At 71.2% G+C, this 18,628-nt stretch carries 13 protein-coding genes and 2 riboswitches; of the genes, 6 read left to right on the plus strand and 7 right to left on the minus strand.

From position 1 onward, the window contains the following. Positions 1-2: 2 nt before the first annotated feature. The 6 genes from BLT78_RS09560 to recC all read right to left on the minus strand — a co-directional run bounded on the left by BLT78_RS09560 (position 3) and on the right by recC (position 12,283). Positions 3-1,433 (minus strand): TackOD1 domain-containing metal-binding protein, encoded by a 1,431-nt coding sequence (locus BLT78_RS09560; RefSeq protein ID WP_331715150.1) that lies wholly within the window; start codon positions 1,431-1,433, stop codon positions 3-5. 267 nt (positions 1,434-1,700) lie between these two features. After that, on the minus strand, positions 1,701-2,462 hold the full coding sequence (locus tag BLT78_RS09565) for an SIR2 family NAD-dependent protein deacylase (RefSeq protein WP_090348756.1): 762 nt from the start codon (positions 2,460-2,462) through the stop codon (positions 1,701-1,703). A 40-nt stretch (positions 2,463-2,502) separates the two neighbouring features. Beyond that, positions 2,503-2,949, minus strand: coding sequence for a bacteriohemerythrin (locus tag BLT78_RS09570; RefSeq protein ID WP_090348757.1), 447 nt, complete (start codon positions 2,947-2,949; stop codon positions 2,503-2,505). A 144-nt stretch (positions 2,950-3,093) separates the two neighbouring features. Then, positions 3,094-5,181, minus strand: coding sequence for an exodeoxyribonuclease V subunit alpha (gene recD, locus BLT78_RS09575; protein ID WP_090348758.1), 2,088 nt, complete (start codon positions 5,179-5,181; stop codon positions 3,094-3,096). Beyond that, complete coding sequence (gene recB, locus BLT78_RS09580; RefSeq protein ID WP_090352238.1) at positions 5,178-8,822, minus strand: exodeoxyribonuclease V subunit beta; 3,645 nt, start codon at positions 8,820-8,822, stop codon at positions 5,178-5,180. The genes recD and recB overlap by 4 nt, the downstream gene beginning before the upstream one ends. Positions 8,823-8,827: 5 nt before the next feature. After that, positions 8,828-12,283, minus strand: a complete 3,456-nt coding sequence (recC, locus tag BLT78_RS09585) for an exodeoxyribonuclease V subunit gamma (protein WP_090348759.1) — start codon at positions 12,281-12,283, stop codon at positions 8,828-8,830. Positions 12,284-12,375: 92 nt separating this feature from the next. Here recC and BLT78_RS09590 point away from each other — a divergent pair, with 92 nt between their 5' ends. Continuing rightward, positions 12,376-12,597, plus strand: coding sequence for a DUF3565 domain-containing protein (locus BLT78_RS09590; RefSeq protein WP_090348760.1), 222 nt, complete (start codon positions 12,376-12,378; stop codon positions 12,595-12,597). 52 nt (positions 12,598-12,649) lie between these two features. Then, the gene (locus BLT78_RS09595) at positions 12,650-13,459 is read left to right on the plus strand and encodes a formate/nitrite transporter family protein (protein ID WP_090348761.1); all 810 of its coding nucleotides are present in this window, start codon (positions 12,650-12,652) and stop codon (positions 13,457-13,459) included. Positions 13,460-13,478: 19 nt separating this feature from the next. Here BLT78_RS09595 and BLT78_RS09600 read toward each other — a convergent pair whose 3' ends face one another. Then, on the minus strand, positions 13,479-14,198 hold the full coding sequence (locus BLT78_RS09600) for a murein L,D-transpeptidase catalytic domain family protein (protein ID WP_090348762.1): 720 nt from the start codon (positions 14,196-14,198) through the stop codon (positions 13,479-13,481). A gap of 212 nt (positions 14,199-14,410) precedes the next feature. Between BLT78_RS09600 and BLT78_RS09605 the strand changes: the two genes are divergently transcribed. The 4 genes from BLT78_RS09605 to BLT78_RS09620 all read left to right on the plus strand — a co-directional run bounded on the left by BLT78_RS09605 (position 14,411) and on the right by BLT78_RS09620 (position 18,627). Next, the gene (locus BLT78_RS09605; RefSeq protein WP_231975761.1) at positions 14,411-16,033 is read left to right on the plus strand and encodes a L,D-transpeptidase family protein; all 1,623 of its coding nucleotides are present in this window, start codon (positions 14,411-14,413) and stop codon (positions 16,031-16,033) included. A gap of 53 nt (positions 16,034-16,086) precedes the next feature. Next, entirely contained in the window at positions 16,087-17,091 is a 1,005-nt protein-coding gene (locus BLT78_RS09610) for an adenosine deaminase (RefSeq protein ID WP_090348764.1), read from the plus strand. Positions 17,092-17,148: 57 nt separating this feature from the next. Next, positions 17,149-17,715 (plus strand): phosphoribosyltransferase family protein, encoded by a 567-nt coding sequence (locus BLT78_RS09615; protein WP_090348765.1) that lies wholly within the window; start codon positions 17,149-17,151, stop codon positions 17,713-17,715. Between the two features lie 71 nt (positions 17,716-17,786). Then, positions 17,787-17,885: riboswitch (glycine riboswitch) on the plus strand. 1 nt (position 17,886) lies between these two features. Continuing rightward, positions 17,887-17,986, plus strand: a riboswitch (glycine riboswitch). A 23-nt stretch (positions 17,987-18,009) separates the two neighbouring features. Continuing rightward, entirely contained in the window at positions 18,010-18,627 is a 618-nt protein-coding gene (locus tag BLT78_RS09620; protein ID WP_090348766.1) for a trimeric intracellular cation channel family protein, read from the plus strand. The last annotated feature ends 1 nt before the right edge of the window (position 18,628 follow it).

Here is an 18,628-nt window from a genome sequence, read left to right on the forward strand (position 1 = left end):
ACTCAGAGCAGTTCCCCCGCCAGTCGCGCCATCAGCAGCCGCCCGTCTTCCTGATCGAGCAGATCCTGCGGTGCAGTGAAACCCACGGTGCGCGGTTCGATGCCATGCGTGGCCAGCTCGGCGAGCTGCGCGCAGGAGCCGGCCAGGCGCTGCTGCAGGCTGGCCAGCCCTTCCTCGCCGGTGTGCGGCAGCAGCAACCAGAGCTGGTCTTCGCTGCTGCGGGTGCAACGGTCGGTCTCGCGCACCATCTCCACCAGACGCTCGACCAGGCTGTCGACCAGCGCATGCGCCTGGCGCTCGCCGAGCACTTCCAGGGTTCCGGTCAGATTGACCAGACGCAGGCCGAGCAGCGAGAAGGCCGGGCCGCCATAGCGGCGCACCAGCTCGATCTGCCAGCTGAGCAGTTCGGCGAACTCCTTGGTGCCGCGCAGGTTGAGCCGGGAGAAGGCCGCATCCACGTCGCTCTCCTGCAAGCCCTGGCGACAACGCAGACGTCCGGCCTCGGCCAGGCGATGATACCGGACCTCGCGCACCCGCAGCTTTTCCGGGGCGTGCACCTGGCCGCAGTCCAGGCAGCGTGCCTCCACCGCCGCGTCGATGAAGAATGCCTGACAACTGCGGCAGCTGTAGTTCTCCAGCGGACGATCGTAGTCGCTGCCGATGTGACGCAGCCGCGTCAGGCAATTGGGGCAGAGCAACTGGCCGTCCTTGAGGAACTGCTCCTGCGGCCCGACGTTGCCGCAGGTGAAGCAGTGCAGCGACGGCTGCCGCGCGATGTCCAGCGCCCGGCACTCGGGGCAGACATCCACGTAGTTGAGCCGCCCGGAACCGCAGCCGGTGCACAGGCGCAGGCGATCGACCAGCTCGCCGCTCTCCAGCCAGCCGCGTTGCACCATCATCTGCAACCAGACCGCGACGTTGACCTCGTCGTGATCGGCCAGGACCTCGATCAGCGGATAGCGGTAGTGCTGGGGCACCGAGGTGTCACGCAGCACGCGGATCTCCGCCTGCGGGCGCAGCCACAGCCAGGCCAGCACCCGGCTGTCGAAGTGCTCCGGCGCGATGCCACGGTTGAACAGCGCCAGGCGCTCCTGCCACTGCCGCCACGGCAGGATCAACGCCGCGGTGCCCGATGGTGGCAGACCGTCGCCCAGGGCACGGCACCAGTCATCCTGATCGCGGCAGCAGTAGATCGGGATGAAGCGGTAGGCCTCCAGGCGGCGCAGACGGAAAAGCAACGGCCCGGCCTCGGCTGCAGGGCAGTCGAGCAGCAGCACGTCCCAGTGGTCGCAGGCCAGCAGCTCGTCCAGGTCGCTGAAGTACTCGAAGTCCGGATAACGCTGCTCCAGCAGGCCCGGCGCGGCCAGCACGGCACCCCGCGGCGTGTCGCTGCGCTGGCTGGATTGGGACTTCGCTTGAGTGATGAATGTCACGGCTGGCTCGGCTTGAAAGAGTGGTTCGTCGAACGGCGGGTGGAACGGATGTCGGCGCCCGGCCGTCGCGAGTTCCGCGTGGCTTCCGGCGAGTGCGTCAACGAACTGCTCTCGCCATGGAGCGAATTCGCCATATTTTCGTCGAAACACGTCATAAAACCAACAACAATCCTCTTGCGCCAGATTTCCGTCCAGGGCTTGTGCGACGGCAGATCGTTACCGACTGCGGCGAGCCGGCGGGCAACACCCTCGCCGCGCAGTCAGGCCTCAGCGCCAGCCCGCCCGCGCGAGCAACGCCGGCAGCACCGCCCCCGCCGCACCGACCAGGGCGCATTCGCGCGCGGCGGTCGGCGGCATGGCCTGCGGGTTGATGTGGACGACCGTAGCTCCGGCCTGCAGGGCCAGACCGGGAATCCGCGCCGCCGGCCAGACCACGCCCGAGGTGCCGACCGACAGCAGCAGGTCGCACGCCTCGGCAGCGGCACAGGCCTGGCGCAGCGCCTGCTCCGGCAGCTCCTCGCCGAACCACACCACGCCCGGGCGCACCCACCCGCCACAGTGCGGGCAGCGCGGTGGCTCGAGGCGCCGGCCCTCGGCCGGCTCGGCGGGAGCATCGCTCAGCCCGGCGAACGGCCGCGCACAGTCGAAGCAGCGCGGCGCGTGCAGGCTGCCGTGCAGATGGATGACCGCCGTGCTGCCGGCGCGCTCGTGCAGGTCGTCGACGTTCTGGGTCACCAGGGTCAGCTTCGGCACATGGCGGGCCAGCGCGGCGATGGCGACATGCGCCGGATTGGGCTGCGCCGCCAGCACCCGCGCCCGCCGCCACTCGTACCAGCCCCAGACCAGCGCCGGATCGCGGCGGAACGCCTCGGGCGTGACCAGCTCGGCCGGATCGAAGCGCTGCCACAGGCCGGTCAGCGCATCGCGGAAGGTCGGGATGCCGCTTTCCGCCGACACCCCGGCGCCGGTGAAGACCATCAGGTGCCGGGCCCCGCGCAGGGCCTCGGCGACGCTTGGCAGATCGTTCATGGGGACTGGTTCTCCAGGGCGATGGCCGGCGGCCGACGGCTCAGCCGAACAGACGGGCGAAGAAGCCCTTCGGCCGCGGCCGCAGCGTGCCGGCCAGGGCGACCTTGACGGTTTCGGCGTAGTCGGCGTCGTCACGCTTGATGTGGTTGATCAGCCAGGCGCGCAGCGTGGTGAGCAACTGGCGAGAGACATCCTCGCCCAGGTCGAAGCGGTACTGGAAGTCCGCGATCTTGCGATTGAACAGTTCGTGAACCTTCTTGTGCGCATGATGGAAGGGATAGCCGGCCTGCTCCTGCAGATCCTCCTCGAAGGCGAAGTGCGACATGGTGTACTCCACCAGTTGTTCGAGGACTTCGCCGACCTCCGCGCGGTTCTGGTTGTCGATGGCCTGATGCAGGTCGTTGATGTACTCGACGATGCGCAGGTGCTGGTTGTCGATGACCTCGATGCCAAGTTCCAGGTCACTGGTCCATTTCATGTAGCTCATAGGTCCGTCCATGGTGCTAGGTATGCACGACATTCTGACACCCAATGGCGAACAAGACCGGAACCAGTGCCGGAAAGTCAGAAAACCGTCCGACCCGTCCTGCGGGATTCCGCCCCGGCACTCCGGAACGGAACCCCGCCACCGTCAGCGATCGCTCAGTGCCTCGACCAGGCCGCTGCGCCGCTCCACCTGGCGGCTCACCGCCTCGTCGAACACCCCGCCGCGGCTCTCGATCAGGCTGAACCAGTGCCGGGCGCGGGTGATACCGGTGTAGACCAGCTCCTTGGTCAGCACCGGATTGAGCGTGTCGGGCAGGATCAGCGCGGTATGGGCGAACTCCGAGCCCTGCGACTTGTGCACGGTCATGGCGAACACCGTCTCTACCGCGCTGAGGCGGCTGGGCAGGATGTAGCGCAGCCCGCCGCTGCCGTCGTTGCGCGGGAACACCACGCGCAGCACGCTGCGCGCCGCCTCGCCCGGCCGCTCGGCCGGCTCGGGCAGGCGCAGGGCGATGCCGATGTCGCCGTTCATCAGCCCCAGGCTGTAGTCGTTGCGGGTCACCAGCACCGGGCGGCCCTCGTACCAGCCCTGGTCGCCCTCCAGCAGCCCGCGCCGCTGCAGGGCGCCGGCGATGCGCGGGTTGAGCCCCTCCACGCCCCACGGCCCCTTGCGCACGGCGCAGAGCAGCTGGAACTCGTCGAAGGCGACCAGCACGCGCCGGGCCCAATCCGTCCACGCGGCGGAGTCCGGCGCGCACTCGGCCTCCGGGCGGGTGTCGCGCAACACCGTCAGGTAGTGGGCGTAGCCCTGCGGTCGACCGCACGCCGCGGCCGGCAGGCCGTCGAGCAGCAGGCGCTCCAGCGCCGCATCCTGCTCGCCGCGCAGGCGCAGCACGTGCAGATCGGCGCCGCCCTCGGCGAGGATGCTCCGCGCCAGCGCCGGATCGCGGGCGTTGACCGCGCGCGCCAGGCGACCGATGCCCGAACCGCTGCCGAAGCGCCGCGAGTGGCGCAGCATCACGGTGCGCTGGGCCAGCGGCTGGCGTTCGGCATCGCCTTGGCGCAGCGCCGGATCGGCAAGCGTCTCGCCGCCGATCTCCTCCAGCCATGCACGGGTCTCGGCGCTGTAGAAGCCGCCCTCGGCGTCGCGGCACAGGTCACCGAGCAAGGCGCCGGCCTCCACCGAGGCCAGCTGGTCCTTGTCGCCGAGCAGGACCAGCCGGGCATGGCGCGGCAGGGCGGCGAGCAGACAGGCCATCATCTCCAGATCGATCATCGACGCCTCGTCGACCACCAGCACGTCAAGCGGCAGCGGGTTGCCGGCGTGGTGGCGGAAGTGGCGGCTGTCCGGCAGGCTGCCGAGCAGACGGTGCAGCGTGGTGACTTCGCTGGGGATCTGCTCGCGCACCTGGTCCGCCACCGGCAGCGAGGCGACCTGCGCGCCGATCGACTCGGTGAGGCGCGCGGCAGCCTTGCCGGTGGGCGCGGCGAGGCGGATGCGCAGCGGCTGGCCGGCATCCAGCGCCGGCTCCTGCAGCAGCGCCAGCAGGCGCACCACCGTGGTGGTCTTGCCGGTGCCGGGGCCGCCGGTGATCAGGCTGAAGCTGCCGCGCGCGGCCAGCGCGCAGGCCAGCTTCTGCCAGTCGGTGAGGCGCTCGCCGTCCCGCACCAGCGCTTCGGGGAACAGCCGGGCCAGGCGCGCCGGCAGCTCGGCCGGCAACGCCGGCGCGTCCTGCAGGCGCGCGCCTATGGCTGCCGCCACCGCGCGCTCGTAGTTCCAGTAGCGACGCAGGTACAGGCGTTCGCCCTGCAGCACCAGCGGCGCCTCCTCCGCCACACCATCGACCGCCACCAGGCGGCTGCCGCGCAGGGCCGCCAGCCAGTCGGCGAGCGTCACCCCGGCGAGGATGGCGGAAGGCAGCTGGGTGGCGCGGGCGGCGTCCTCGCCCTCGGGCGGCAGGGACAGGGCGAAGTCCGGACTGGCCAGGGTCGCCGCCAGGTCCAGGCAGACGTGACCATGGCCGAGCTGGTGGCTGGCCAGCGCGGCGGCGAGCAGCGCCAGCGGCGGGCTGGCGCCGTCCAGTTCGTGGAAGAAGCCGACCAGCGCACGGTCCAGGGCGCGCAGCCAGCCGCGCTCGACCCAGGCGTCGAGCAGCGCCAGCAGGCCGGCGACGTCGCCCAGCTCGGCGGTCGGGTCAGGCGCGCCCATCGGCAGGCTCAGTTGTTCGCTCATGCCATCTCCTCCACGGATTCACCCTTGAACAGCGCATCCAGCGCCTCGATCAGCGCACGCGGCGGGCGGGCATGGTGGATGCCCTGCCCCGGCGCCTGGCTGCCGCGCAGGAACAGGTAGAGCGCACCGCCGACATGCGTGTCGTAGTCGTAGTCCGGCAGGCGCAGCTGGAGCTGGCGGTGCAGCGCCAGCAGGTAGAGCACGTACTGCAGGTCGTAGCGGTGCTCGGCCACCGCGCTCGCCATCGCCTCGGCGGTGTAGGCGGCGTCGCTCTCGCCCAGCCAGTTGGACTTGTAGTCGACCACGTAGTAGCGGCCAGCGTGTTCGAACACCAGGTCGATGAAGCCCTTGAACATGCCGTTGAGACGATCCCGCGCCAGCGCCGGACGCGCCAGGCCGGGCAGCACGTGGCGCTGCACCAGGGCATCCAGGCGCAGCACATCGACCTTGCGCGCCTCGAACCAGAACTCCAGCTCCGGCTGGTAGGCCTGCAGGTCGGCCAGCGCCGGTGCGCCCTCCTCACCCAGCACCAGCGGCGTGGTCAGCAGCGCCTGCAGCCAGTCGCCGAGCGGGACGATCCACTCGGTCAGGCCGCGCAACTGGCAGCGCCGGGCGATCTGGTCGCGCAGCCGCGCGGAGTCGCCGGCGAATTCGGCGAAGCCCTCGCGACCGGCCAGCTCCAGCAGGCCGTGCAGGAAGGTGCCGGGGTTGGGGCCGCGCGGGAAGCGGTGCAGGCTCGGCACATCGCTCGCGCGCAGCGGCACGACGACATTCTCGCGCTCGTCGTCGGCGGCCTTCTGCGCCGCCGGGCTGTCCGGCGCGGCGTCGTCAAAGCGGTTGACCGCGACCTCCTGGCTGTCGGCAGTGCGCAGCGCGCTGTAGGAGGCGATCCACCAGTGCTCGGCGGCCTTGCGCGCCGGGGTGCGCCACTGCGGCTCGGCCTCGCTGGCGGCCTGGGCGTCGTAGCGGTCATCCGTGGCTTCGGGCGCCGGCAGCACGACGCTGTCCCCGGGACTGGCCAGCGGCTGCAGCCACTGCGCCAGGGTCGCGCTGCCCTCCAGCGGCGCACCGCCGCCGAGCAGGTAGCCCAGTGCCGAGCGGTGCAGCCCGGAACTCTTGCTGCGGCCATCGCGGAGATCGGCGACGCCCAGCCAGCAGGCGTGACGGGCGCGGGTCAGCGCCACGTAGAGCAGGCGCAGCTCCTCGCCCAGACGCTCGCGGTCGGCGCGCTCGGCAACCTCGTCGTCGGCCTTGAGCACCAGCCGGCGCCGCTCGCCGTCGTGAACCGGCAGCGGCCGGGAACGGTCGACCGGGCGGAAGCCGCAGATGAACGGCAGGAACACCAGCGGGTATTCGAGGCCCTTGGACTTGTGGATGGTCACCACCCGCACCAGCGCGGCGTCGCTCTCCAGACGCAGGATCTGCTCGTCGGCGGCCTGGATCTCGCCGGCCTGCAGCTCGGCCAGATAGCGGATCAGCGCCTGCTCGCCGTCCAGCTCGGCGGCGGCCTGCTGCAGCAGCTCGGCCAGGTGCAGCAGGTTGGTCAGCGCGCGTTCGCCGTCGCCGCGGCTCATCAGCCGCTGCGGCAGGTCGAAGTCGTGCAGCAGCTGATGCAGCATCGGCAGCACGCCCTGGCGCTGCCAGCGCTGACGGTAGCCGCGGAACTGCATGACGCGCCGCTCCCAGATGCGCTCGTCCTGGTTGAGCTGCTCCAGCTCGACCAGCGCCAGGCCCAGGGTGCGACTGGCCAGCGCGGCGCGCAGCGGGCGGTCGACATCCGGCTCGGCGCAGGCGCGCAGCCACAACAGCAGGTCCCTGGCCTCCTGGCTGGCGAACACCGAGTCCTTGTCCGACAGGTAGACGCTGCGCACCCCGCGCGCGCCGAGCTGGCGGCGGATCGCCTCGGCCTCGCGACCATTGCGCACCAGCACGGCGATATCGCTGGGCCGCAGCGGCGCGAGCTGGCCGTCTCTGGCGAAACCGGCGCGGTGCTGTTGGCCCAGGCCGAGCAGGCGGGCGATCTCGGTCGCGGCGCGGGCGGCCATCTCGCTCTGGTAGGCGCCGGCGGACAGCGGCTCCTCGCTGGCCAGTTGCCAGAGGCTCAGCGCTGGCGGCGTCTCGCCCGCCACCTGCCAGCGCTCCTGGCGACCGCTGGCGAGCACCTCGACGAACGGCAGTTCGTCCTGGAACAGGAAGGCGCCCTGCCCGCCCGGGCGGCGCTCGGCCAGCGCGAACACCCGGTTGACCGCGGCTACCAGCGCCTGGTTGGAGCGGAAGTTGGTGTCCAGGTTCTCGTGGCGGCCCGCGGTGGCGCGGCGGGCACGCAGGTAGGTGTGGATGTCGGCGCCGCGGAAGGCGTAGATCGCCTGCTTGGGATCGCCGATCAGGAAAAGGCCGCTGTCGGGGCTGTTCGTCTCGATCCGGTAGATGGCGTCGAAGATGCGGTACTGCAGGGGGTCGGTGTCCTGGAATTCGTCGATCAGCGCCACCGGGAACTGGGCGCGGATCACCCCGGCCAGTTGCGCGCCGTTGTCGCCCTGCAGGGCGGCATCCAGGCGGCTGAGCATGTCGTCGAAGCCCATCTCGGCGCGGCGCCGCTTCTCCTGCTCGAAGCGCTGGCGCACCCAGGCCGCGGCATGGCGCAGCGCCGGCTCGGCGGGGCCGGCCAGGGCCTGCAGGCGGCCCGGCAGCAGGAGCATGGCATCCAGCGCCGGATGCTGCGGCGGGCTGCCCTTCTTCCAGACCTCGGCCAGGCCGTCCGGGGTCAGCCGGGTGAAGCCGGTGCCGAGGTCCAGGGCCGCCTCGTCGCCGGCCGCCCACTCGCGCAGCTTGTTGAACCACGGCTGGTAGTAGCGCGCCTGGATCTTGCGTCCATCCACCGCCTTGTCCGCCACGGCGCCATCCAGCAGCGCCTCCAGCGCGTCGGCCCAGGCCGCCCAGGGCGCCTTGAGCGCGGCCAGCTCGCCAGCCTGCTCGGCCAGCACGCGCTCCAGCAGCGCGCCCAGCGGCTCACCCGAGACGGCATCCGCCTCGCCGAGCAACGGGCGCAACTGCTCCCGGAGCAGCCTGTCCGGGTGCTGCCAGTGGCCCATCACCCAGTCCAGCGCCGCGCCGGCCAGCGGGTAGCACTGCTGGCGCCAGTAGTCGCGCACCACCTCGGCCATCAGCTCGCCATGGTCGGTCTCCAGGGTCTGGGTGAACAGGCTGCCGCTGGCGAAGGCATGCTCGCGCAGCATGCGCTGGCACCAGCCGTGGATGGTCGACACCGCCGCCTCGTCCATCCACTGGGCGGCGATGTCCAGCCGATGGGCGCAGGCCGGCCACTGCTCGGGCGCGAAGTCGTCGCGCAGCTGCTGCAGCAGGTCGTCGCCCGCCTCCTCGCCACGGAACACCCGGGCCGCCTCGACCAGGCGCGCGCGGATGCGGTCGCGCAGCTCGCGGGTGGCGGCGTCGGTGAAGGTCACCACGAGGATTTCCGGCGGCAGCAGTTCGCGCCCGAAGCCGTCCGCGCCACCGTGACCGAGCACCAGGCGCAGGTACAGGGCGGAGATGGTGAAGGTCTTGCCGGTGCCGGCGCTGGCCTCGATCAGCCGACTGCCGTGCAACGGAAAACGCAGCGCCAGCGGGCGTTGCGGGTTCATCTGGCTCATGCGCGGGCCTCCTCCCCGAGTACGTCGATCGGCGCCTGGAGCAGCGACTGATAGAGGTCGTGGCTCAACTGGTAGAACTCGCCGTCGGCGACCAGCGCGGCGAAATCCGGGTACTGGCGGGCCAGGCTGGCGCTGCGGCCGACCTCCCCCCGGTGGCTGAAGTCGTCGCCTTCGTAGGCCTTGCGGGCGGCCTCGGCGGCCTTGGTCTCGTCCTCGCCGCTCAGCCAGGCAATCGCGGTCTCCAGCGCCACCGGCAGCGGCGCATTCAGCCCATCCCGCCAGCCCTCCAGCCAGCGGCCGAGGATCTGCCGCGCCGGCTCCTGCCCGAGCGGCGGGAAGCCGAGGCCGACATCCTCGCCGACCAGCAGGGTGGTCAGCGGCAGGCCGCAGGCCGCGGCAGCGACATGCGCCACCCAGGGGCGCAGCAGGCGATGCCACTTCCAGCTCTTGCCCTTGCTCAGATCGCCGGGCTGCAGCTCGATGCGCGCCAGCTCGGCACCGTCGCCGCGCGTGCGCAGGCCGCCCAGCCAGCCGTCCAGCACCACGCCGGCATGGGCGAACTGCAGGGGTCGGGGCGACTCCAGCCGCTCGGGCCACAGCGCGCAGAGCGCCTCGAACTGCTGCATCTGCAGCGGCAGCGGCGCCAGCACCTGCTCGCGCAGGCGCTCGCCGAAGCCGGCCAGCGGCAGGCGGCCGCTACGCTGCAGGCGCAGGGCGGTGGCCTGCAGCGCCGGCTCGACCTGCGCGGCACCCGCCTCCAGCGCCAGACTGGCGGCGCCGAGCAGCTCCTGGCGCAACTGGTGCAGCTGCAGGCCATCGAGGGCGAACGGCTCGTCGTCGAGCTGCGCCTGCGCCTCCTCGTCGAGGTGCACCTTGAGGCGCTGGGTGAAGAAGTGCCTGACCGGATCGCGCAGGAAGCCCTGCAGAGTCTCCAGCGCCAGCGGCGCGTCAGCCTGGAACGGCGGCAGCGCCTGCCCGGCCGGCGTAGCGCCGGCCGCACGGTGCAGCTCGGCCCACTCGCGGGCGTAGCTGAACAGCGCCGGATCGCTCCCGGCGAAGTACACGCGGCTGAACGGCTGCAGCGGGTGCTCGGTGGTCAGGGCGTGCAGCAGGTCGCCGCCGCCAGCCAGGGTCCAGCCGCTGGCCAGGTGGTCGCGCAGCTGGCCGACCAGCACCGAGGCCGGCCGCTCGCTGTTGTCGCGGATGCTGCGCCCCACCCAGCTGATGTACAGCTGTTCGCGGGCGGCGAGCAGCGCCTCGAGCAGCAGATAGCGGTCGTCCTCGCGACGCGAGCGGTCGCCGGGACGGTAGTCGCCGGCCATCAGGTCGAAGTCCAGCGGCGTCACGCTGCGCGGGTATTCGCCGTCGTGCATGCCGAGCAGGCAGACCATGCGGAACGGGATCGCGCGCATCGGCATCAGGGTGCAGAAGTTCACCGCGCCGGCGAGGAAGCGCTGGCTCAGGCGGCCCTGGTCCAGCGCGCCGAGCCAGGCCTCGCGCACCACGGTGAGCGGCAGCGCCTCGACCAGCTCGACCGAGCCGCACAGCTCCAGCCAGCCCTCCAGGGCCTCGACCAGCTGGCCGAGCAGGGTCTCGTCGCGCTCGTTCTGCGCCTGGAAGAAGTCACCGAGCATGCCGTGCAGGGTGGCGCCCCACTCGGCCGGGCAGGCCGGGCGCGACAGGCGCCGGTGCAGAGTGTCCAGCGCATCCAGCAGCCTGACCAGCGGGCCGATCAGCGCGGCATCCAGGCCGCCGATCTCGTCATACGGCTCGATGCCGGCGCAGGCCGCACCGCTGCCCACCGCATAGCCGAGCAGCATGCGACGCAGGCCGAAGCGCCAGGTGTTCTGCTCCAGGCCGTCCGGCAGGCCGAGGGCGGCGCGGCGCTCGGCGTCCAGGCCCCAGCGGATGCCGGCGCCCTCGATCCAGCGGTGCAGGGTCGGCAGCTCGCTCTCGTCGATGCCGAAGCGCGCACGCAGCGTCGGCACGTCGAGCAGGTCGAGCACCTCGCTGACGGTGAGGCGGCCCTCGGGCAGCCTGAGCAGGTGCTCGACGGCGATCAGCAGCGGCTCGCAGCCGCGCTGGCCCTGGTCGGCCAGGGTGAAGGGAACGAAGCGCGGATCGTCCTGGGCGTACTGGCCGAACACCGCCTGGATGTGCGGCGCGTAGGCGTTGACGTCGGGAACCATGACGATGATCTCGCGCGGGCGCAGCGTCAGGTCGGCGGAAAAGCGCGCCAGCAGCTGGTCGTGGAGAATCTCCACTTCGCGCTGGGCGCTGTGGGCGACGTGGAAGCGCAGCGAGCGGTCGCTCGCCGGATCGAGCGGCGGCCAGGTGGCGCGGGTCTCGGCGAGCGGGCGCAGCTCGAGGATGTCGTCCTGCAGCTGGCCGAGCAGGTGCGCGGGCGCAGGGCGCTCCTCGTCGTCGAACAGGTCGATGCGCTGGCCGAAGGCGGCGAAGCGCTGGCGGTAGTGCTCGGGGTCGTCGTGCCGGTCGAGCAGGTTGATGTAGTCGCGGCCCTGCTTGCCCCAGGAAGCCAGCAGCGGATGGGCGTGCTGGTGCAGCGCCTCGACGGACAACTCCGCCGCCATGCCGATCTTGCGCTGCTGGCGGCGGTACTGGTGGCGCAGCAGGTCCTGGTCGGGAACGATGTCGCCCCAGTGGTGCCGGCAGGGGTTGTGCACGCAGAGCAGCACCTGGCTGAAGCGCGCCAGGGCGGCCAGCGCCTCCAGCGTCTGCGCCGGCAGCGAGGAGATGCCGAACACGATGACCCGCCGCGGCAGGCCGCGCGGCCTGGCCTCCACGCCGCGCAGGCGCTCGACGAAGCGCGGGTGCACCCCGGCGCGGCTCTCGGCCAGCTGCTCGCCGCCGACATCCGCCAGCAGCGCGCGCCACAGCGCCGGCTGCCAGCGCGCCGCCTCGTCCAGGGGCCTCGCGCCATGGCGCGAGGTGTTCAGCTGATCGCGCCCGGCGGCCCAGTCGGCCAGCCAGTCGGCGCGGTACACCTGGTACTGGTCGAACAGGTCGGCCAGGCGCTCGGCCAGTTGGTGGCGCTTGCGCAGGTCGCTGTCGTCGGCGAGGAAATGGCGCAGCGGCGCGAAGGCCTCGCCTTCCAGCAGGCCGGGCAGCAGGCGCATCAGCCGCCAGGTCAGCGGCGCCTTGTCCAGCGGCGACTCGCGGGGAATGCTGTCGCCCAGCACCGCCCGGTAGCTCTGCCAGAGGAAGCGCGCCGGCAGCTCGACCTGGATCGCCGCGGCGATGCCGCAGCTGTCCTGGCCGGCCAGCGCCAGCTTCAGCCACTGGGCGATGCCGTTGCTCTGCACCAGCACCACCTCGTTCTCCAGCGGCGCCAGCGGATGGCGCTGCATCCACGCCACCGCCAGCGCGCGCAGCTCCTCCAGGCGGTTGCCGTGCACCACCATCAATCCGGGTGTCAGCTCGTTGTCCCGCATGTCCTGCTCCCTTCACCGACAGAACGCGCATTGTGCCACCCGGGTGCGACAATGGGTGTCGCGGGAGAACGGCCGGCTGCTACCCTGCGGCGATGAAACAGCCGATCTGCGGATATCATCGCGACGAGGAAGACCACTGGGTCGCCGAGCTGGCCTGCGGGCACAACCAGCACGTGCGCCACAACCCGCCGTGGGTCTGCCGGCCGTGGGTGACCAGCATCGCGGGACGCACGCGGATGCTCGGCCACGCGCTGGAGTGCCGCAAGTGCGACGAGGGCGCGCCGCCCGACCGGCCACTGCCCCAGACGCTGTGAGCCAAGCCGCCGTCTAGACTTGCCGGCAGGGTTCCCGCACGGATGGCCGCCCATGCCCAGAGCACACCTGTTCACCGACGCCTTCCAGCCGCGCCAGATCGCCGAGCGCGTGGCGCAGCTGGGCGTGGCCAAGGCGCGCGCCGACGCCCTCACCCTGCTGGTGCTGGCGCTGCTCGCCGGCGCCTACATCTCCCTCGGCGCACTGTTCTTCACCGTGGTGGTGACCGGCAGCAAACTGGGCTTCGGCGTCACCCGCCTGCTCGGCGGGCTGAGTTTCTCGCTCGGTCTGGTGCTGGTGGTGATCGCCGGCGCCGAGCTGTTCACCGGCAACAACCTGCTGGCGATGGCCTGGGCCAGCCGGCTGATCGGCACCCGCGCGCTGCTGCGCAACTGGCTGCTGGTCTATTTGGGCAACGTGCTCGGCTGCCTGGGCACCGTGGCCCTGGTGCTGTGGGCGGATACCGCCAGCCTCGGCGGCGGCGCGCTGGGCGAGACGGCACTGCAGATCGCCCGCGCCAAGGCCGAGCTGTCCTGGGGTGCGGCCTTCGCCCGCGGCATCCTGTGCAACGTCCTGGTGTGCCTGGCGGTATGGCTGGCGATGGGCGGCCACAGCGTGACCGACCGGATCCTCGCCATTCTCCTGCCGATCAGTGCCTTCGTCGCCCTCGGCTTCGAGCACTCGATCGCCAACTGGTTCTTCCTGCCGCTGGGCCTGGCGCTGGACGCACAGGGCACGCTGTCGACCCTGGATGCGGCGCGCAACCTGGCGGCGAGCACCGCCGGCAACCTGCTCGGCGGCAGCCTGCTGGTAGCCGGGGTGTACTGGCTGGCCTACCTGCGCCACGGGCGGCAGGACGCCTGAAGCGCCCCGCCCGGAGACCTCAGCCCTCCGAATCCTTGCGCGCAGCGAGGATCGCCGCGACCCGCTGCGGCTTGCAGTTGAGGTAGGCGGAAGAGCGCATCCACTGGCGGTCGGGATACCAGGAGAACATGAACTGGCCGCCCTTGAGGCTGTCTACCACCATACGGGCCACTTCCGGACGCACCGCCGGGCAGCCGTGGCTGCGGCCGAGGCGGCCGTGGCGCCGGATCCAGGTCGGGTGCACGTACTCGGCCGGATGGATAACGATGGCCCGCTCGCGCGCACGATCGTTGATGCCGGGCTCGAGGCCGTCCATGCGCAGCGAGTAGCCGTGCTGGCCGACGTAGGTTTCCGAGGTGCGGAACAGACCGATGCTCGACTGGTGGCTGCCCTCGCGGTTGGAGAAGCGGGTGGCGAAGTTGTCGCCGGAACCCTGACCGTGGGCGACCAGCTCGCGCAGCAGCAGGGTCTGGCGCTCGAGGTCGAAGATCCACAGGCGACGCTCGGTGGAGGGCAGCGAGAAGTCGATCACCGCCAGGCGGTCGGCCGGCGCGGAGCCGTTGTTGACCGCGCACTGCATGGCCGCCAGGGCATGGCGCAGCACCTCGCGATCGAGGGTGGGCGCGGCCTTGGCCAGGCTGTCGAGCAGCGACGGCGCGCCGGGAGTATTCGCCAGCAGCGGAGAAGAGAAGGCCGCGAGACCTGCGGCCAGCCAGAGCGAGCGGAGCAGTCTGGTCATGGGAAAGGGGTCCTCTGTTGTCCTGGCCAAGCCTGGCAAGCCCGCGCCCACATTCATGTGCGCCGCGTCGCCACGCTGCAGCTGTCCTCGACGCCCTGTCGTTGATTCTGCCGTCCTGCATATGATCGGGCACGCACAACCGGATCCCTGCCATGCCATTGCCCGCAAAGTCGGGCATTCTAGCAAGCATTGGGTGCACGGGAGTTGAGCGCTTGTCTAAAAAACATACACCCTGGTTGGCGATCCTGCTGCTGGCCAGCCCGCTTTCCTTCGCCGCCACGCCGGATGCCGGGGCGAGGACGGCCATCGATCTGCAGCTGGAGCAGGCGCAGCTGACCTGCGCCACACCGGCGCTGCCCCTGTCGCCCGCCGAGCGCGAGACCCTGCGCGGCTTCTACCGGCAGAGCAACTTCGCCCCCATCTGGGACGCGCGCGGACGCCTCGAGCAACTGCAGGAACAGCTCGCGCAGCTGGCCGACGACGGCCTCGACCCGGACAGCTACCGGCTCGCCGACCTGCGCCGCCTGAGCCACTCGCGCGAGCAGCGCCAGACGCCCTGCGCCGACGTGCTGGCCAGTCACATCTACCTGCAGGCGCTGCAGCACCTCGGCTGGGGCCGGCTCGATGCGAGCAGCGTGGAACCGATCTGGCACTCGCCGCACACCCCGCCGCCGGTCCGCCCGCTCGCCCCGCCAGCCTTCGCGCTCGCCGCCGTGGACGACCTGCCGGCCGCCTTCGCCCAGGCCCGTCCGCAGCTCAGGCCCTACCGCGAACTGCGCCACGCCTGGGCAGAAGCCCGCCGCCAGCCGCTGCCGCACTGGGAGACGATCGACGCCGGTCCGCTGCTGCGCCCCGGCAGGCGCGATGTCCGCGTTCCCGCGCTGGCCCGCCGCCTGGCCGCCGAGGGCTACCTGAGCGCAGCCGCCGTCGCGGACCGCGCGCAACTGCAGGAGTCCGACCGTTACGACCCGCTGCTGGAGGAGGCGGTGGTGGCCTTCCAGCGCCTTCATCACATCCAGGACGACGGCATCGTCGGCCCCTCCACCCTGCACGAGCTCAACGTCAGCCCGGCGGCACGCCGCGACCAGCTGCGCGTCAATCTCGAGCGCCTGCGCTGGCTGGCCCGCGAGGCCGAGCCGAGCATGGTGCTGGTGGACGTGGCCGGCGCCACGGTGAGCTACTACCACGACGGCCAGCGCCTGTGGCAGGCACGCACCCAGGTCGGCCGCGCCGAGCGCCCGACGCCGCTGCTCAAGTCGCGCATCACCCACCTGACCCTCAATCCGACCTGGACGGTGCCGCCGACCATCTTCCGCCAGGACAAGCTGCCGGAGATCCGCCGCGACATCGGCTATCTGGCGGAAAACCACATGCGCGTGCTCGACCACTCCGGCCAGGAGCTGGATCCCCGCCAGGTCGACTGGTACAACCCGCATGGCATCCTGCTGCGCCAGGATGCCGGCCCGAAGAGCGCGCTGGGCGTGGTCGCCATCCGCTTCCCCAACCCCTTCGCGGTGTACCTGCACGACACGCCCAACCAGCAGCTGTTCGACAAGCTGCCGCGGGTGTTCAGCTCCGGCTGCGTGCGGGTCGAGCAGGTCCACCAGTTGCTCGACTTCCTGCTCGCCGACGCCACGCCGGCCGAACGCGAGCGCATCGCCGCCATCCAGGCCAGCGGCGAGACCAAAAACGTCAACCTGCCGCGACCGGTGACCGTCCTGGTGGCCTACTGGACGGTGGAGGTCGACGCCGACGGACGTCTGCACTATCGCCCCGACCTCTACCAGCGCGACGCCTCGCTGCTGGCCGCCCTGGAGCGGGCCGAGCGTCTCTGAGCGCCCTGCCCTACGCTGAACACAGACCTCTCAACCGGAGCCGGGAGATCCCCATGGACCTTGAAGACTACCTGCGCGCCCTGCCCAAGGCCGAACTGCACCTGCACATCGAGGGCACCCTGGAGCCGGAGCTGATGTTCGCCCTGGCCGCGCGCAACGGCGTCGCCCTGCCCTGGGCCAGCGTCGAGGAGACCCGCGCGGCCTACGCCTTCAGCGACCTGCAGAGCTTCCTCGACCTCTACTACGCCGGCGCCGCGGCCCTGCTCCACGAGCAGGACTTCTACGATCTGGCGATGGCCTACTTCGCCCGCGCCGCCGCCGACGGCGTGGTGCACGCCGAACTGTTCTTCGACCCGCAGACCCACACCGCGCGCGGCGTGCCCTTCGCCACCGTGCTCGACGGCCTGGAGCGCGCCTGCCGCGAGGCACGGCAGCGCTACGGGATCAGCTCGCGGCTGATCCTCTGCTTCCTGCGCCACCTCAGCGAGGCGGACGGCTTCGCCACCCTCGAGCAGGCCCTGCCGCACCTGTCGCGCATCCACGGCGTCGGCCTCGACTCCTCCGAGCGCGGCCATCCGCCGAGCAAGTTCGCCCGCCTGTTCGAACGCTGCCGCGAGCTGGGTCTGCACCTCGTCGCCCACGCCGGCGAGGAAGGCCCGCCGGCCTACATCGTCGAGGCGTTGGACCTGCTCGGGGTCGAGCGCATCGACCACGGTGTGCGCGCCGCCGAGGATCCGGCACTGCTCGCGCGCCTGGCCCGTGAGCAGGTGCCGCTGACCGTCTGCCCGCTGTCCAACGTCAGGCTGTGCGTGTTCGCCCGCCTCGCCGAGCACAACCTGAAGACGCTGCTCGACGCCGGCCTCAAGGTGACGATCAACTCCGACGACCCGGCCTACTTCGGCGGCTACGTGCTGGAGAACTACCGGCAGACCGCCGAGGCGCTGGGCCTGAGCCGCGCCGAGCTGGCGCGCATCGCCCGCAACAGCCTGGAGGCCGCCTTCGTCGACGACGCCGAGCGGGCCCCCTGGCTGGCGCGCCTGGAGGCGCTGACCGCCTGACCGCGCCCGCCGGCGGATCTATGCTGTAACGGCCCACTCCCCCCGCGAGGTGCCGTCATGCACAGCAAGCCCGCCGGCGAACGCTTCCGCCTGTATTCGCCGCTCCAGCTGGAGGCGGTGATCGAGACCATGGCCCGGCAGGCGGCGGCGCTGTTCGATGCGCGTCAGGAGGTGCTGCTGGTCGGCATCCTGCGCCGTGGCGAGCCGCTGGCGCAGCGCCTGCAGGACGCCCTGGCGGAACGCCATGGCCGGCCGCGCTGGCCGCTCTACCCGCTGCGGCTGAAGCGCTACGCCGACGACCTCAGCCTGCTGCACGCCGAGACCGCGCTGACCGAGAACCCCGAGCTGGCCGCCCGCGACCTGTCGCGCTGCAGCCTGCTGGTGGTCGACGACGTGCTCTACGAGGGGCACTCGCTGCTGCGCGCCTGCGCCTGGCTGGCCGGCCTGGGCGCCGCGGAAGTGCGCTCGGCGGTGCTGGTCGACCGCTGCGTCACCCGACAGCCGGTGCGCGCCGACATCACCGGCGTGCGCCTGCAGGTCGCGCCCACCGACATCATCGAGTGCAACGTGCCGCCCTATGAGGAGGAGTTCTGCGTCGAACTCCTGCGCAGGGCACTGAATTGAGGCAGAACTATTTGCCCTGCACCAGAGCAGACCATCTGCTACTGGCAAGGACGCTTCACGGGCGTATAATGTGTCACTTCGCAGGAGAGTGAGCGCGACGGTGATCCCGGGCGCTCCGCCGAAGGCGCAAACTCCCATAATCGCTCAGGCTCAGGAACTGCGAAGTCACGATTGACGCCATCTGGAGAGAGGCTGCCGCGAGCAGTCCACCGAAGGGGCAAGCAGCCACCGGCTGTGCAAACTCTCAGGTAAGCAGGACAGAGGGAGAGGCGATTCGGACTGAGGAGTCCTCTCTTGCTGATCTACATCTATCTCATCGCAATCACCGCCGAAGCCATGTCCGGAGCCCTCGCGGCCGGCCGTCGCAACATGGACATGTTCGGCGTGGCGATGATCGCCTTCATCACCGCCCTCGGCGGCGGTACCGTCCGCGACATGCTGCTCGGCAACTTCCCGGTCGGCTGGACTCAGCACCCCTCCTACATCTACCTGACCATCGGCGCCGGCCTGTTCACCATGCTGGTCGCGCGCTTCATGCACCATCTCTACAAGGTGTTCCTGATCCTCGACGCCATGGGCCTGATCGCCTTCACCGTGATCGGCTGCAACGTGGCCCTGCAGCTCGACTACTCGCCGCCGGTCATCGTCATGGCCGGCATGATCACCGGCATCTTCGGCGGCATCCTGCGCGACATCCTCTGCCAGCGCGTGCCGGTGGTGCTGCGCCACGAGCTGTACGCCAGCGTGTCGATGCTGGTGGCCATGCTCTACCTGACCCTGCACGACATGGGCGTCGACCAGGACATCACCCTGCTCGCCTCGTTCGGCTTCGGCCTGGCCCTGCGCCTGGCGGCGATCCGCTGGTCGTGGTCGCTGCCGGTGTTCTCCTACCAGCCGGGCCGCTGGGAATAAC

Origin of the sequence: Pseudomonas oryzae, assembly GCF_900104805.1 — a bacterium.
Lineage (GTDB): Bacteria > Pseudomonadota > Gammaproteobacteria > Pseudomonadales > Pseudomonadaceae > Geopseudomonas > Geopseudomonas oryzae.